The sequence below is a fragment of the Actimicrobium sp. CCC2.4 genome, from assembly GCF_034347385.1.
Taxonomy (GTDB): domain Bacteria; phylum Pseudomonadota; class Gammaproteobacteria; order Burkholderiales; family Burkholderiaceae_D; genus Actimicrobium.
The window spans coordinates 1710570-1726354 of record NZ_CP133777.1 but is presented as its reverse complement, the minus strand read 5'-3'; the positions used below and the strand labels follow the sequence as shown (position 1 = coordinate 1726354).

Sequence of the window (15785 nt, the reverse complement as noted above, 5' to 3'; positions counted from 1 at the left end):
GCACCAAATGCACCGGCCAACACGGTCAAGGCACCAACGCCCACTTAGCCAACGCTGCATCATCCACCGCACGCGCATCAACCCAGCGCGCGCCGTCCGGCGTCTGTTCTTTTTTCCAGAAAGGCGCCTCGGTCTTCAGGTAATCCATGATGAATTCGCAGGCGGCAAACGCCTCGCCACGATGGGCAGCAGCAACCGCCACCAGCACGATCTGCTCGGTCGGCAGCAACGGTCCGATCCGGTGAATCACCAGCGCATCGGCAATCGGCCAGTGCGCGCGGGCCCGCTCGATGATGACGGCAATCGATTTTTCGGTCATGCCCGGATAGTGTTCCAGTTCCATCCGGCTGACGGTCGCGCCGTCGTTGAGGTCGCGCACGGTGCCGACGAAGCTGACGATGGCACCGACTTGCGGGCTGCCGGCGCGCAAGTTCGCCAGCTCGGTACTCAGATCGAAATCGGCTTGCTGGATGCGGATGGTCATCGCGTCACCCACCCGTGACCGGCGGAAAAAATGCCAGCTCGCAGCCATCCGTGATGGGGGTGTCGGCGGTGACCATTTCCTGATCCAGCGCCATGCGCAGCGCGCGTCCTTCGGCCAGCGCCTGCGCCCAGGGGGCGCCGCGCCCGCACAAAAATTGCCGCACATCGCCAACCGTACGCACCGGCTCCGGCACCGTCAGTTCGTCGCTACCGGTCCCGACCACTTCGCGCACGCTGGCAAAAAACCGCAGGGTAATCTTCATCAATTGAGCAATCCGGAAAAAGGAATGAAGCGCACGAAATCGCCGACAGCGATCACTTGCCCGGCCGGATTATCGACCAGTCCATCACCCCAGACGGTTGATGTCAGCACGCCCGAGCCCTGGTTCGGAAACAGCTCCAGCGTGCCGTCAGGCCCGACACGCACGCGCAGGAATTCATTGCGCCTATCCGCCTTCGGCCAGTCGAAACCCGCCCGCATCGCATAGGCTTGCGGCGCGACATTGTCGACACCTTGCAGCCGCAGGATGAACGGCCGCACGAACAGCAAAAAGGTCACGAAGCTCGAGACCGGATTACCCGGCAAGCCGAGGAAAAACGCCGTGCCCTGCCCGCTGCGATTGACTTCGCCGAACGCCAGCGGCTTGCCCGGCTTGACCGCGATCTGCCACATGTTCAGGCGACCTTCGGCTTCGACCGCCGGCTTGATGTGGTCTTCTTCGCCGACCGACACGCCGCCCGAGGTGATGATCAGGTCATGCTCCTGCGCCGCCAGGCGCAAGGTATCGCGGGTGGCGGCCAGCGTGTCGGGCACGATGCCGTAGTCGGTGATGTCGCAACCGAGGTTTTCCAGCAAGCCGCGCAAGGTAAAGCGGTTCGAGTTGTAGATGGCACCGGGCTTGAGCAGCTCGCCGGGCATCGCCAGTTCGTCGCCGGTGAAGAACACGGCGACCTTGAGCTTGCGCACGACCGGTAAGGTGGCCAGCCCTACCGATGCGGCAAGGCCGAGTTCCTGGCCGCGCAAGCGCGTACCGGCAGCGAGTATTTCGCTACCGGTGCGTATGTCTTCGCCGCGCCGGCGTATCCATTCACCGCTGGCTGGCGTGTGCGCGACGATGACGTCATCGCCATCGGCCGTGCATTGCTCTTGCATCACGACCGCATCGGCACCCTCGGGAATCAGCGCACCGGTAAAAATCCGTGCGGCGGTTCCTGCCAGTAGCGGCTGACCGACATGGCCGGCCGGGATGCGCTGGGCCACCCGCAAGCGCGCTGCTCCGCTGGTGCAGTCGGCGGTGCGCACGGCGTAGCCATCCATCTGCGTGTTGTCCATAGGCGGCACATCAAGTTGCGATGATTGCGCCAGCGCCAGCACGCGACCGTTGGCCTCCAGCGTGGCGATAACTTCGTGACCCGCAACCGGGCGCGCTGCCGCGAGCAGCAAGGCCAGTGCTTCGGCAACCGGCAGCATAGGCGGGCGTGGTGTGGTCATGGTCATAGTCCCGTGTGCGCGACGATGAATGCCTGGACTTGCTTGACATCGGCATCCATGACTTCAAAGCGTTGCGGCAAAAATTCGATGTTCTCGAAACCGGGCGGCCGTTCGGCATCGGTGTCGAGTGCCTCGCGGATGGTTTCATTGAACTTGGCCGGCAAGGCGGTTTCAAGCACGATCATCGGCACGCCGGCCTTGACGTGTTCGCGCGCGACCTTGACGCCGTCGGCGGTATGCGTATCAATCATCAGGCCGTAGCGGGCATGCAAGTCGCGGATCGTCGCGAGCCGGTCGGCATGGCACGATCGGCCCGACGCAAAACCGAATTGCGCGATCTTATGGAACTCGTCGCCATCGCTTCCGGGTCCACCGGACAGGTCAAACCCCCCTGTGGTTTCGACCTTGGCGAACAGCGCCTTGACGCGCACCGCATCACGGTCCAGCAAGTCGAACACAAAGCGCTCGAAGTTCGAGGCCTTGCTGATGTCCATGCTCGGGCTGGTGGTGTGATAGGTTTCGGTCGACTTGCGCACGCGGTAGATACCGGTGCGGAAGAACTCGTCAAGCACGTTGTTTTCATTGGTCGCGGCGATCAGCTGATCAATGGGCAAGCCCATCATGCGGGCGATGTGGCCGGCGCAGATATTGCCGAAATTGCCGGACGGGACCGTGAACGAGACCTCCTGGTCATTGCGCGTGGTCGCTTCCAGATAGCCGCGAAAGTAGTAGACGACCTGCGCCACCACGCGCGCCCAGTTGATCGAATTGACGGTGCCGATCTTGTAGCGCACCTTGAAGACGAGATCATTCGAGACCGCCTTGACCATGTCCTGGCAATCGTCGAAAACACCCTTGACGGCGATGTTGAAGATGTTGTCGTCCTGCAGGCTGAACATTTGCGCGGTCTGAAAGGAACTCATTTTCAGGTGCGGCGAGAGCATGAAGACGCGGATACCGTGCTTGCCGCGCATCGCGTATTCGGCCGCGCTGCCGGTGTCGCCGGAGGTCGCCCCAAAGATATTGAGTTCGGCCTGCTGCTTGTCGAGCGTGTACTCGAACAGGTTGCCGAGCAATTGCATCGCCATGTCCTTGAAGGCCAGCGTCGGCCCGTTCGACAGCGCTTGCAGCAGCAGCGTCTTGTCGCCGTCCTGCTCGATCACGTGCAAGGGCGTGATGCGTTCGGCGGATTCACCGGCGCGTGTGTTGCGGTAGACGCCAGCAGTGTAGGTCTTGTCGGTCAGTGCCTTCAGATCGTCGTGCGGGATATCAGTGGCGAACTTACCGAGGACGGCCAGTGCCAGATCGGCGTACGACAGGCCGCGCCAGGCATCCAGTTCGGCACCCGAGACTTGCGGGTACTCCGCCGGCAAATACAAGCCGCCGTCGGGCGCCAGGCCACCCAGCAGGATTTCGGAAAAGTTAGGCTGCGCGGCGTGGCCGCGGGTCGAGACATAGCGCATAGAAGTGAAGTGGCAGGCATCGTTGAAGTGCCTGCATTATAGCTGCCGCGTTGGCTGCGCCGTCAGGCCGCCTGCCCGACTTCCTGCGGCACCACGGCGACGTTGGCGAGCATGTCGGTGACCAGTGCGGCGAGGGCGATGCGTGGCTGCCAGTTCCAGTCGCTGCGGGCGACGCTATCGTCGAGACTGTGCGGCCAGGTATCGGCGATCTCCTGACGCGCATCAGGCGCGTAGGTAATCGCAAAGCCGGATCGTTGCCGCCCGATCGCATCCGCCAGTTGCGCCGGATTGAAGCTCAGGCCAGCCACGTTGTAGGACGAACGCACCGCGATGCGGTCGGCCGACGCATCCATCAGCGCGATCGTGGCGCGGATCGCATCGGGCATGTAGATCATCGGCAGCGCGGTGTCGGCCGACAGATAGCACTCGTAGGGCTCACCGCGCAGCGCCGCATGAAAAATCGCAATCGCATAATCGGTGGTGCCGCCGCCCGGTGGCGACTTGTAGCTGATGATGCCGGGATAGCGGATGCTGCGGACATCGACGTCATATTTGCTGAAGTAGTACTGGCACAGGCGCTCGCCGGCCAGCTTGCTGATGCCGTAGATCGTGGTCGGATCCATCACGGTTTGCTGCGGCGTATTGTCCTGCGGCGTACCCGGGCCGAAAGCGGCAATCGACGATGGCCAGAAAACCCGCAGCGGCTTGCCGGCGGCGTTGCGTTCGCGGGCGATCTCGAGGATGTTGAGCAAGCCATCCATGTTCAAGCTCCAGGCTTTCAGCGGTGCCTGCTCACCGGTCACCGACAACAGCGCCGCCAGTTGATAGACCTGCGTGATGCCATAGGTATCGATGATGCGCGCCACCAGCCGGCGATCAAGTACGTCGATGGCCTCGTAATGGGCGGCTGCGAACGGGTTGCGCGGGCCGAGGTCGGCGGCGATGACATTGTCGGCACCATGCTGCAAGGCCAGTGCGGTGACCAGTTCATTGCCGATCTGGCCGTTGGCGCCAATAACAAGAATGCGCTCCATCATGCGGCTCCTGTCTGGTCAATCAAACCCAGCTCGCGCCCGGCCTGTGCAAACGCGGCCAGCGCTGCATCGAGCTGCGCCGTCGTGTGCGCAGCCGACAATTGCACCCGCACCCGCGCCTGCCCCATCGGCACCACCGGATAAAAAAAGCCGGTCACCAGCACGCCAAGTTCATACAGGCGCGCAGCAAACCGCTGTGCCACCGGTGCATCGAACAGCATCACCGGCACCACCGGATGCATGCCCGGCTTGATCGTGAAACCCAGCGCGGCAATCGCGCTACGAAAATACGCCGTGTTGGCATGCAGCCGGTCGCGCAGTTCGGTCGACGATGCCAGCCGTTCCAGCACCGCCAGCGAGGCACCGGCAATCGCGGGGGCAAGGCTATTGGAAAACAGATAGGGACGGGATTTCTGGCGCAGCGTGTCGATGACTTCCTTGCGCGCAGCCGTGAAGCCACCCATCGCGCCGCCGAGTGCCTTGCCCAGCGTGCCGGTGATGATATCGACGCGCCCCATCACGTGGTGATGCTCGTGCGTACCGCGTCCGGTCGCGCCCATGAAACCGGATGCGTGACATTCGTCGATCATGACCAGCGCGCCGTACTGGTCGGCCAGATCACAAATCCTGTCGAGTTGCGCGATCGTGCCATCCATCGAAAACACGCCGTCGGTAACGATCACCACATGGCGCTTGCCGGCGGCAGCCTGCAATTGCACTTCGAGGTCGGCCATGTCGTTGTGCTGGTAGCGATAGCGCGCCGCCTTGCACAAGCGCACGCCATCGATGATCGAGGCATGGTTGAGCGCATCGGAAATGATCGCGTCTTCTTCAGTAAATAGTGGCTCGAATAGGCCGCCGTTGGCATCGAACGCGGCCGCATACAGGATGGTGTCTTCCATGCCGAGGAAATTCGACAGCGCTTGTTCGAGTTGCTTGTGGACGGTTTGCGTGCCGCAAATGAAACGGACCGACGACAGCCCGTAGCCGAATTGCTCGGTCGCTGCGACCGCTGCACGGACCGTCGATTCTTCGCCGGACAGACCGAGGTAATTGTTGGCGCACAGGTTAATCAGCAAGCGGCCATCGTCGCAAGTTACTTCGGCACCCTGGCGCGAGGCCAACACGCGCTCATTTTTGTACAGCCCTGCCTCTTTCAATCGATCCAGTTCCTGGTCCAGCCCGGCAAAAAAAGTTTTCTTGTTCTTGGTGCTCATGATGTCCTCGACGATTGGTAGAATCGATTCGTGATCTCTGAATCAATCCGCTGGTTTTATTAAATTCCATTATGTAGAACTTATTTTCAATATAGTGGATATTAGCAGCACTTTCCCACTTTGCAACCCCGCCCATGAAAACTCCTGTCCTGCCTGCCACCCCGCCCGAAGTCGGCGCCACACTGCAACGCATGCGTCTGGAACGCGACCTGACACTCGAAGACCTGTCGCGCGCGGCCGGCGTGTCGAAGTCGATGCTATCGCAAATCGAACGCGAAAAAGCCAATCCGACCATCGCGGTTGCGTGGCGACTGGCCAATGCGCTCGGCGTCAGCATCGCTGAATTATTATCGACCGAAGCCCGTCCGCTGGAAGCGATCCGCGTGATGGAACCACACGAAACCCCGACGCTGCCCGGCGAACACGCCGGCTACGTGCTGCGTATCCTCGGTCCGATGGCGCTGGCCGGCAAGCATGAATGGTACGAGCTGACGCTATCGGCAGGCGGTGCGCTGGTCTCGAACCCGCATGATCCCGGTACCACCGAACATCTGACGGTGCTGCATGGTGCAGTCGATATCGAGGTCGCCGGCACCGTGCGCAAGCTCAAGACTGGCGCAACCGCGCGCTATGAAGCCGACCAGCCCCATGCAATCCGCAATGCCGGAAAAGCCGAAGCAAAAGCGCTGCTGGTGGTGATTCACCGGTAGGCAGGGAACCGGTCAGCAGGAAGCGCCACTCAGGCTTGGACTTCATTTCAACCCTGCCCGGAGAGTCACCTTCATGTTTCCGAACATCCAACCACCCGGACCGCGCCCCTTGCAGCGCAATGTCAATGCAGATCGCTCGCCTTCCCCGCCTCGCGATCCCGATGCGGCAAGTTCGTCGGGACACGCTGCCTTGAGCACACCACCGCGCAGGAACCCGTTGCGGCGGGATTTTTTAGAAAATACATTGGGCAACAAAGATCTGGCCGATCTGGCCGACATGCTCGACGCATCCGGCCATGCGTGGGCGCTGACCGGCAGCACCGCGCTCCTGATGTGGGCACACGAACTAGGACATCCGCAAGCCATGGCAATCGTCCCGCACGATGCCGATGTCGTCTCGACCGAAACCGGGGTGGACGTCCTGAGCAGAGTGCGGGTCCCCACCGGTGTCGAGGGCGAACGACCGAAAGAACGCGGCATGTGCTTCAATTTTACGGAAGCGTTGTCAGTAGACCTGATTGCGTCATCCGCCAGAAAAAAAAGCTTCGGTATCGTGCCGGACGATGTCCACGTCCTCTGCGGCACGCCAGTCATGTCGCTGCACGTGCTTCTAAAATCGAAATTGGCAGCCGGCCGTTTTGCTGGAGAAACCGGCGATACCGCTAAAGTGATGCAAAGCGCCCGGCATGTCGAGTTAATCAGAACCTTGATTGACCGACGTGACGCACTGCGGATAGCCAGTCCGGCCAGGCCAGCACAAGACAGGCAAAGGTATCTGGCGAGGACGATCGGCGATCTCGATGCAAACAGGGTCGATGCACCGCCCGATCGTAGCCCGATCGTCGGCAGGATCGGCTTTGGCGGTGCACCCGAGCCGGCAGCAGAACGGCCACGACGCGCTTTCAGGAGGATCGATTTTGACGCGGGTCCAGACGAACCAGTCCGGCGACGCGTACCGGCGAGGCAATTGAACTTTGACGTCGCAGAAAATGCTGCTCCTGACCGTTCCCCCGGAGGCTCCCCGCAGCATTGAGCGACCTGCCTCGTCATCAGGCGATTCCGGCCCTATCAGACCGGCCGGCATCGCTGCTCCCAACCCGACTTGACAATCCAGACCATTGATTTAATTCACTTTTTTTACCCACCATAAAAAGATGGGGTAAGCTCTTCCCTGTCCGACCTTGAAGCTGGCGCATGCTTTGCATGATCATTTCTGCGGTGCATTTCTTTACAAAAATGTTATTGAAGCTGCCGGGTCATCCCGCCACAGAATCCAGCAGACCGTCACGCTATGCTCACCTGCCCGCCGTAGCGCCAACCAAGGTCAATTTGATTCACTCAAACAAGGAACAGCATGCAACGACGCGATTTTTTAAGAGCGTCGGCCGCCCTCGCCGCCGCCGGCTTCCCGATGCAATCCCTCTTCGCCGCCGCAACGGCAGGCGAACCGCTCAAGTTTTTGGGCAAACCGCAAGCTTTTGACTATGCCTGGCTAAAAGGCCAAGCCAGAACGCTGGCAACAAAACCCTACCGCCCTGCCAAAAATACGATTCCGGACGAGATCAAAAAGATGGACTGGGACCAGTTCCAGGCGATCCAGTACCGCCCCGAACATGCGATGTGGGCCGGCGACAAGTTGCGCTTCCAGGCAAAGTTCTTTCACCTCGGTTTGTACTTCACCTCACCGGTGCAGATTTTTGAACTGAAAAACGGCCAGGCACAGGAACTCGCGTACGACCCGGCGATGTTCAACTATGGAAAAAGCGGCCTGCATCCGGAAAAACTCCCGAAAGAGTTAGGCTTTGCCGGCTTCAAGGTCAACTTTCATACGGACCTCGAACGCGATATCTCTGCCTTTCTGGGGGCGAGTTATTTCCGCGCGGTCGGTTCTGATTGGCAATATGGCTTATCGGCCCGCGGCCTGGCGATCGATTGCGGCATGGCCCGTGCCGAAGAGTTTCCCAACTTCACTCATTTCTGGCTGGAACGCCCGGCCGCAGATTCCGGCAAGCTGGTGGTGTATGCGTTGCTGGACTCGCCCAGTGTCTCGGGTGCCTATCGCTTCGAGATCGAACCGGCCGCCACGATGGTCATGCAGGTCGATGTGGCGCTTTATCCGCGCACGACCATCGAGCGAATGGGCGTCGCGCCGCTGACCAGCATGTTCCAGTACGCCGAAAACGATCGCGGCATGCCGGGTGCGAATGACTGGCGTCCTGAAATCCATGATTCGGATGGCCTCGCCCTGCATCGCGGCAATGGCGAATGGCTATGGCGGCCGCTGGTCAACCCGGAACAGCTGCGCTTCAATGCCTATCAGGATGAGAATCCGCGCGGCTTCGGCTTGCTGCAACGGGATCGCAATTTTGACCATTATCAGGACGACGGCGTGTTTTACGAGCGCCGTCCGAGCGTCTGGGTCGAACCGACATCGGGCTGGGGCAAGGGCGCGATACAGCTGGTTGAAATCCCGACCACCGACGAAACCTTCGACAATATTGTCTGTTTCTGGAATCCCGAGAAAAAGCCGGAGGCCGGCCAGGAACATCTGTTTGGCTATCGCCTGCACTGGGGTGGCAAGATGCCATTTGTGCCGCCGCTAGCTCAGGTGGTGGCCACGCGGACTGGTCGGGGCGGCGTCGTCGGCCAGAAACGAGCGTATTTTTCCTGGCGCTTCGTGATTGATTTTGCCGGCGATAATCTTCAGTTGCTTGGCAAGGACATCAAGGTGGAACCAGTGATTTCTGCCTCGCGCGGCACGGTCGAGATCAGCTCGGTACGACCGCTCGATGCCATCCACGGTTTGCGGGTGATGTTCGATCTGAAGCCGTCCGATACGGCGGTCACGCCAATCGACCTGCGGGTATTCCTGCGTGCAAATGGCCAGACACTATCCGAAACGTGGCTGTATCAGTGGACACCGCCGGCCATGGCAAAGCGCGTCGTTTAGGCATTGTCAGGGGTGACCACCATAGACCACCGAGGCACCCTGATCGGGCTTGTGCGGGAAAAAATTCTTGCATTCCTTTCCAAGGCGGGCGCATACTCCAAATGCGAACTGATCTCATCTGAAAGGATTTCCGCCATGCCCGATCACCCTACTGCCGGATCGCCTGTCGCCACGCCGTCTTCATCCGACCAGGAACGCCCGCCCAAGCGCTACCAAAGCAAAGACCTGTTCCGCCTCAACCGCGAAATCGAAATCGAGCATCAGGGACGTATTTACCGGATGCGGGTCACTCAGTTAAACAAGCTGATCCTGACCGCGTGACGCCGGGTCTTCAGACCTCCGTTCAACCCTGAAAACATCCAAAAAAACGCGCCATGCACAAGGCATGACGCGTTTTCCAAACAGCGATGACAGTCAGATTGGCGTCGCGCTGAAATGGAGTGTCTTGCCGTTGGCGGTAACGACCAGCCAGTTATCGCCACCATCCGACACCGTTGCTGTACCGCTGGTAACCACCGGCTTGGCGTAGGCTGTTTTCGGAAACAACCAACTCATTCTGGCCAGGCTGGTCGGATGGGTCGCCGTATATTGACGCACCCCGGTATTGGTGACCGACTCGTTCCAGACCACCTTGTTCCGCGCAGTCATGAAGTTATCGATAGCCGAAATCGTGTACCACTTGAACTTGCCTGCCTGCTGTTGGGTATTGGCGTAAGACAGCATGCCAAGGACCACATCCGGCCAGACCGCAGCACCCTGCGGATGCATGTAAATCAGGCGATTAGAACGGTTGGCAATACTGAAGTCGATGATTTGCTTGTACCAGTCGATCACGCTTTGTTTTGGCACATTGAATTCAATGAATTCTTCGAACGTCGCGTACACGCCAAACGGCATCACCGGATTGATCCACAAATTGGGATTCTTGAACACGCCATTCGCGTAATTGCGGGTCGGTCCCATCCCGGTATGGCCGAGGTAATACGTGCCGACAATGCCGTTTTGTTCCAGCCAGTTCATTGCCCACGATGGCGAATTGCCTTGGGGCGCCGCGTACTCGATGGTGGGACGGCCAATGGCCGAATCGACGGCGTTTTTATTGAGCACCAGATACTGCTCGAAACTTGCCTGGTTGCTTTCGGACGCATTGTCACCGTAGTAATCATGAATCCATCCGCCGTGATTGCCGATCCTGTGTCCGCGCGCCTGAAGGTCGCGCAACATTTGTTGCGCGGTGGTATTGAGCGGCAAATTCCAGCCCAACCGGTCACCGAATGCGACCGTATCAGGACCGGCCGTAATGTGGATCGAGAACGGTCCTTTATTAAACACGCCCTGGCTGGTCAATTGCGCCATTTCGGCCGCGAAATTGGAGCACAGATGCCAGTTCAGCGTGAGGCCGGGAACGGCGTTCGGCAAGCTCGACAGCCGTGGCAACTTCAGCATGTCATTGCTGAAGTAATTCAGAAAGCCATGCATCAGCATGCCGTCGGTACCGCCTTTGAGGTAGGTCAGCGGCGTATTGATGAACAGCACCTTGCCGCTGCCGACGCGATTGACCCCCGCCACCAGCCCGAATTGCGGAGAATTGCCCAACTGGATTCCCGCAAATACTCCACGCGTGACAAAGGTCGGATAGGTCAGCGCGCCATAGATATACCCGCTGATAGCTTGCACGCTGTCGGTAGTTGCAAGGCTAGTCGTCATGGCCGGCGCAACCGCGAGCGTTTTTGCACTGATCGCTGGCACGGTCTTGGTAGTTAGCGTCGTCGTGCCGGTAACAGCAGGCAGTTTCCTGGCTGTTGCGAAAGTAATCGGTGGAGCCGCTGGTGCACTGGCCGGGCTGATATCCGAAGCGACCTGGCGTGATGCGCTCAGCGCGGTTGAGGTCGACGTTTTCGACGCCACCGGCCCGGTCGCCGTGAAAGAAATCACGTGCTTATCGATCGGATCAGCCTTGAATTGCTGCGCATGATCGTAACCACGCAAACCGCCCGGATTTTTGGGATCGATGGGCAGGTACAGCGCTTCGTTGTCCGCCAGACCGGCTGCTTTCAGGACGCCTGTCTGGGTGGCTACGGTACGCGCGTCGGTGGCGCTGGTGGACGTGCCACTGATGGCGCTGATCGGCATGGCCGTGGATTTGGCCGCTGTCATGGGAGGTGGCGGCGGGGCAGTGACGGTAAATGGAATCGATTTCCCGGGGGGAACCTGAATCTGCCGCAGCTTGCTCTCGTAGCCGGTGATCGGACCAAGACCAACCGTCCGGTCAAGCAATTCGCCGTACAGCAGGTAGTCAACGCCGGCCAGCGCACTGAAGCGTGATTTAGGCACCGCATAGGCGCCTGCGGCGGTCAATGCACCGAAATCGTAGACCAGCATTGCCTGGCCACCGCGACTGACGTAACCCTCAACGGCCGTGACCAAGGCGTCAGTCGCGGTCACATGCAGGCTGTCCGGAAAGATCACGCCGCGATAAGCATTCGTGCCCGTGCCGAGGGCAAGGAACTGGGAATCTGTCAGCGTTTCGATGCGCAAACCTTCTTCGCGCGCGGCATCGAGCCAGGCACCGACACCGGGATCGGTTGCACTCAGTCCGTCGGGTAACAGCAAGCCGATCGTTCCCGGACTGGGTATGCCGGACGTCAGGGATACTGCGCTGGTGGTGATCACCGGTCCGACGACGGCTTGTGCATTGATCAACACGCCCGGCACGATGCCGGTGGCGACCAATGTCGCAAAACCAAGCAGCAGCCGGCAGCGCAAGCCCAACCTGGTTCTCAGGATAACCAGTAAGGCCGCCAGCCAGGCCAGTAATCGTCGCATCAATGCACTGCCACGCGAACCACAAGGCGAACCGGCAGCCGATAACGAAATGGTAGTAAATGAAACACTCATGGAATTCCCCTCTCATCGTTAGAAATGACAGGCGGTGATCGTCACCGCAGCTCTAATTTAGAAGGGTCTTCAAGGACGGATTTGCGTTTGCTCATGCCGCCCACCTGATTTCCAAGGAACTTCTCCAGTCAGGCGTATTTATTTTCAGTTTTCATGCGCCGCGACATGGATCAATCCCGTCACTTACCGGCATGCAAACCCCGTTTCAGGGCATGTTGATTGCCGCGATAAAACGGCGTATGCGCCTGGCGTTAGTGCCGACATCACTCTTGCCGACCCGCGACACCGAGCGTACGTCAATCCGGCTACCACCGACTGCCGGCAAGACCCGCACCACAACATCATCCTTGAAGCCAAACCAGCGGGTTGTCGCGGTTGCCTCGATGCGACCACCGGCGGCGTCATCGGCGACGATCTCCCAGCCCATTTTTTTCACGGCAGCCAGAGCGCGGACATAGGCGTCGGCTGGCATTACCGTCAGCGTTAACGGCACGATATCGGGATAGCCACGCCGCTGCTCGGCCGCAATCCCGGGACCGCCGTAAGCGGCAGGATTGACGGCATCGGCCCGCAACGGCAGGATCGCAACAAAAGCCGGCGGATCGATCAGGTCGGTCGAAATATCATGGATACGCGGCAGTGTCTGCGCCTGCTGCGCCATTTGCCACGGCACGAAAGCACTACCCGCACCGATCAGCAGGCCCAGCAACAATAGCGTCCAGCTACCCCGACGCCAGGCCGGTGCCACCATGCAGATCAGTGACACGACGACCGCTGCAACACCGCAATAGACCACCCAGCGCAGCATTTGGAATCCAACCGGAAAAGCCCACCAGCCAAGCTGGACGCCAATGCCGGAAGCACCCAGCAGGACCAGCGACAGCAGCGCCAGCAATAACGGAATTCGGGAAATTTTCATGGCAGGTATCCTCGTGGAGCGACGCGGTCAACAGCCACGCCGTGTTCAATAGTCGGAGCACGGTAGCACGCTAAGCAAAAACAGCACGGCAGCAGCACGCACATTTCACTTCCGGACCACCGCGAACAGGGCCAGTAAAACCTAGCGCAGCTCCCTGGCGCTGACCGGGAAAATGGAAAGAAAAATGACTCCATCCCGTGACATGACTTGAGAAAAGTCAAACACGGCCCGCTCCGGATACGGTGTACTGCAGGCACCTCCACTCCTGACAAGAGACTTCCGATGCTGCGCCACATCCCGCCCCGCCCTCTGTTTGCCGTCCTCAGCTTAGTCCTTGTGACCAGCAGCAGCGGCGTACAAGCCAGTGCCGCCCTGCCCGTTTTCAAGGCCGACCCGATGCAAACCTCGGTATCCGGACTGTCCTCCGGCGCGTTCATGGCGGTGCAATACCAGGTCGCTTTTTCAAAAACAGTCAGAGGAGCCGGGGTGGTTGCCGGTGGTCCGTACTACTGTGCCGGCACGCTGGGCTACACGGCCGCCGCGATCTGCATGGGCATGGTGCCGTTCATGCCACCCAATCCAAGCCTGATGCTGGAAGCCGCACAGGCTTTTGCCGCCAGCGGGCAAATCGATCCGCTGGACGGCCTGCAAAATGACCGCATCTATGTTTTCAGCGGCACCAAGGACACGGTGGTCTACCAGCAGGCGGTCGATGCGACGGTGGATTTTTTCAAGCTGGCCGGCGTACCGGCATCACAGATCAAGTACGTCAACAAGGTGCCCTCCGGCCACGCGCTGATCACCCCGAAATACGGTAATAGTTGCGCGGCCAATGCCGCCCCATACATCAGCCATTGCACCGTCAAGGGCAGCGGTTATGACCAGGCCGGCGACCTGCTCGGGCACATCTACGGCAAGCTTAATGCACCAGTCGCCGCTCCCGCGGGCCAGATCGTCGCGTTTAACCAGCGTGAATTCGTCGATGCCGGCAGCGGCATGGCCGGTGACGGCTATCTGTTTGTACCGGGCTCCTGTGCGCAAGACAGCAGCCGCTGCAAGGTGCATGTCGCGCTGCACGGCTGCGAGCAATCTGTCGCGGTGGTCGGCAATGATTTTTACAGCGATACCGGCTACAACAACTGGGCCGACAGCAACCGCTTGCTGGTGCTGTATCCGCAAGTCAATGCCTCGACGGCACCCTACAATCCGAAGGGTTGCTGGGACTGGGTCGGCTACACCGGCCCGGCCTATGCAACGACATCCGGTGTCCAGCTGGCCGCCATCAAGGCAATGGTCGACCGCCTGACCGCCAGGCCCTGAGGCCGCTCAAGCCTGCATCAGACCAACCCGATCCAGCCCAGCAGCGCGCCCAGCCCAAGCAACCACAGCAAATGCAAGCGGGTGCGCCAGATGATGATGCCGCTCGCTGCGCTGAGCAGCCACAGCGGCCAATTGATTATGCTGGCGCCATTGCTGGCGGTCAGAATCCAGCCGGTCGACAGCAGCAGCGCGATGACGATCGGTGCCATGCCTTGCTTGAAGGCGCGCACGCCCAGCAAATGCCGGTTGCGATGGCCCCATTGCGCAGCCAGATAAGTGATCGTCGTGCTCGGCAACATGATGCCGGTCATTGTCACCGCGACACCGCCGAATGCCGCCAGCGTACTGCCCGCATTGATCCCGACCTGCCATCCCATCAAGGCCACGAACAGCACATTCGGCCCCGGCGCTGCCTGTGCGATGGCAATGGCGGCATTGAACTGGGCCGGCGTGAGCCACTGGTGCTGCTCGACCAGATAGCGATGCATTTCAGCGGTGGTCGAAATGGCACCGCCTATCGACATCAGCGACAGCAGCAGGTAGTGGGCAAACAGGCTGAGCCAGTCGCCGGCGTCGAGTACCAGGTGCAGGGACGTGTTCACCGCACCAGCTTGCGGTAAGTCAGTACGCAGGAAACGCCGCCCAGTCCCAGCAGCACAATGAGCAGCGGCACACGCAGTAGTGCAATCAGGAGAAACCCGAGCGCGCAAAAGAACAGGCTCAAGGGCAACTTCAGCGGATGGGATTGCAAGGTCCCGACCAGCTTGAGACCGGTCGCAGCGATCAATCCTGCCGACACTGCCGCCATTCCGCGCAAGGCACCTGCCACGCCGGGATAGCTGGCGTAGTGCGCGTGCAGCAATCCCAGCAACAGGACGATTACCAGCGGCATCGCCAGCATGCCGGCCAGCGCAACTAGTGCGCCGCGCAAACCGAAATACCGGCCGCCTATCATCAGTGCGAGGTTGACGACGTTGGGACCGGGCATGACTTGCGCGACGGCCCACTCCTCAATGAATTCCTCGCGCGTCAGCCAGCGCTTCTTTTCAACCAGCTCGCGCTGCACCACCGCCAGCACGCCGCCAAAGCCCTGCAAGGCCAGCAAGGTAAATGAAACAAACAGATCGGTCAGTGACGCGGGACGCGGATGGTCCGGAACGGGGGATGAATTCATTGCGCATTGTAACGGCAGGTCCATGCCAGCCCCGTACCCGCCAGTATCGCAGGGTGAGCCCACCCTGCGATGGCGGATAAAAAAACACCCTGACATCACGCGATGTCAGGGTGTTTTATGACTTG

Annotated in this window: 15 protein-coding genes; 5 read left to right on the top strand and 10 right to left on the bottom strand. The window is 60.2% G+C overall.

What is annotated here, in order from left to right:
• Positions 1 to 25: 25 nt before the first annotated feature.
• The 6 genes from moaE to kbl form a co-directional block, all read right to left on the bottom strand.
• Positions 26 to 484 carry a molybdopterin synthase catalytic subunit MoaE gene (moaE, locus tag RHM62_RS08015; protein ID WP_322124987.1) on the bottom strand — a complete coding sequence of 153 codons (459 nt, stop codon included), beginning with the start codon at positions 482 to 484 and terminating at the stop codon, positions 26 to 28.
• A 4-nt stretch (positions 485 to 488) separates the two neighbouring features.
• On the bottom strand, positions 489 to 746 hold the full coding sequence (moaD, locus tag RHM62_RS08010; protein WP_322124986.1) for a molybdopterin converting factor subunit 1: 258 nt from the start codon (positions 744 to 746) through the stop codon (positions 489 to 491).
• A complete protein-coding gene (gene glp, locus RHM62_RS08005; RefSeq protein WP_322124985.1) occupies positions 746 to 1975 on the bottom strand; it encodes a gephyrin-like molybdotransferase Glp in 1230 nt (409 codons plus the stop codon). Before glp ends, moaD begins: the two co-directional genes overlap by 1 nt.
• Positions 1976 to 1977: 2 nt before the next feature.
• The gene (gene thrC / locus RHM62_RS08000; RefSeq protein WP_322124984.1) at positions 1978 to 3438 is read right to left on the bottom strand and encodes a threonine synthase; all 1461 of its coding nucleotides are present in this window, start codon (positions 3436 to 3438) and stop codon (positions 1978 to 1980) included.
• A 62-nt stretch (positions 3439 to 3500) separates the two neighbouring features.
• A complete protein-coding gene (locus RHM62_RS07995) occupies positions 3501 to 4472 on the bottom strand; it encodes an NAD-dependent epimerase/dehydratase family protein (RefSeq protein WP_322125355.1) in 972 nt (323 codons plus the stop codon).
• Entirely contained in the window at positions 4472 to 5689 is a 1218-nt protein-coding gene (gene kbl / locus RHM62_RS07990) for a glycine C-acetyltransferase (protein WP_322124983.1), read from the bottom strand. The genes RHM62_RS07995 and kbl overlap by 1 nt, the downstream gene beginning before the upstream one ends.
• A gap of 134 nt (positions 5690 to 5823) precedes the next feature.
• Between kbl and RHM62_RS07985 the strand changes: the two genes are divergently transcribed.
• The 4 genes from RHM62_RS07985 to hemP all read left to right on the top strand — a co-directional run bounded on the left by RHM62_RS07985 (position 5824) and on the right by hemP (position 9670).
• A complete protein-coding gene (locus RHM62_RS07985; RefSeq protein ID WP_322124982.1) occupies positions 5824 to 6399 on the top strand; it encodes an XRE family transcriptional regulator in 576 nt (191 codons plus the stop codon).
• Positions 6400 to 6472: 73 nt separating this feature from the next.
• A complete protein-coding gene (locus RHM62_RS07980) occupies positions 6473 to 7432 on the top strand; it encodes a hypothetical protein (protein WP_322124981.1) in 960 nt (319 codons plus the stop codon).
• 321 nt (positions 7433 to 7753) lie between these two features.
• Positions 7754 to 9349 (top strand): glucan biosynthesis protein D, encoded by a 1596-nt coding sequence (locus RHM62_RS07975; protein WP_322124980.1) that lies wholly within the window; start codon positions 7754 to 7756, stop codon positions 9347 to 9349.
• Positions 9350 to 9484: 135 nt separating this feature from the next.
• Positions 9485 to 9670, top strand: a complete 186-nt coding sequence (gene hemP, locus RHM62_RS07970) for a hemin uptake protein HemP (RefSeq protein ID WP_322124979.1) — start codon at positions 9485 to 9487, stop codon at positions 9668 to 9670.
• A gap of 93 nt (positions 9671 to 9763) precedes the next feature.
• On the opposite strand, the gene RHM62_RS07965 is transcribed toward hemP, so the two are convergent.
• Together RHM62_RS07965 and RHM62_RS07960 are read right to left on the bottom strand one after the other, a co-directional pair.
• The gene (locus RHM62_RS07965; RefSeq protein WP_322124978.1) at positions 9764 to 12247 is read right to left on the bottom strand and encodes a hypothetical protein; all 2484 of its coding nucleotides are present in this window, start codon (positions 12245 to 12247) and stop codon (positions 9764 to 9766) included.
• Positions 12248 to 12452: 205 nt separating this feature from the next.
• Entirely contained in the window at positions 12453 to 13166 is a 714-nt protein-coding gene (locus RHM62_RS07960) for a DUF1499 domain-containing protein (RefSeq protein ID WP_322124977.1), read from the bottom strand.
• Between the two features lie 282 nt (positions 13167 to 13448).
• Here RHM62_RS07960 and RHM62_RS07955 point away from each other — a divergent pair, with 282 nt between their 5' ends.
• A complete protein-coding gene (locus tag RHM62_RS07955; protein WP_322124976.1) occupies positions 13449 to 14486 on the top strand; it encodes a PHB depolymerase family esterase in 1038 nt (345 codons plus the stop codon).
• A gap of 17 nt (positions 14487 to 14503) precedes the next feature.
• On the opposite strand, the gene RHM62_RS07950 is transcribed toward RHM62_RS07955, so the two are convergent.
• Both RHM62_RS07950 and RHM62_RS07945 read right to left on the bottom strand, forming a co-directional pair.
• Positions 14504 to 15088, bottom strand: coding sequence for a chromate transporter (locus RHM62_RS07950; protein WP_322124975.1), 585 nt, complete (start codon positions 15086 to 15088; stop codon positions 14504 to 14506).
• Complete coding sequence (locus RHM62_RS07945) at positions 15085 to 15660, bottom strand: chromate transporter (RefSeq protein WP_322124974.1); 576 nt, start codon at positions 15658 to 15660, stop codon at positions 15085 to 15087. The genes RHM62_RS07950 and RHM62_RS07945 overlap by 4 nt, the downstream gene beginning before the upstream one ends.
• Between the last annotated feature and the right edge of the window lie 125 nt (positions 15661 to 15785).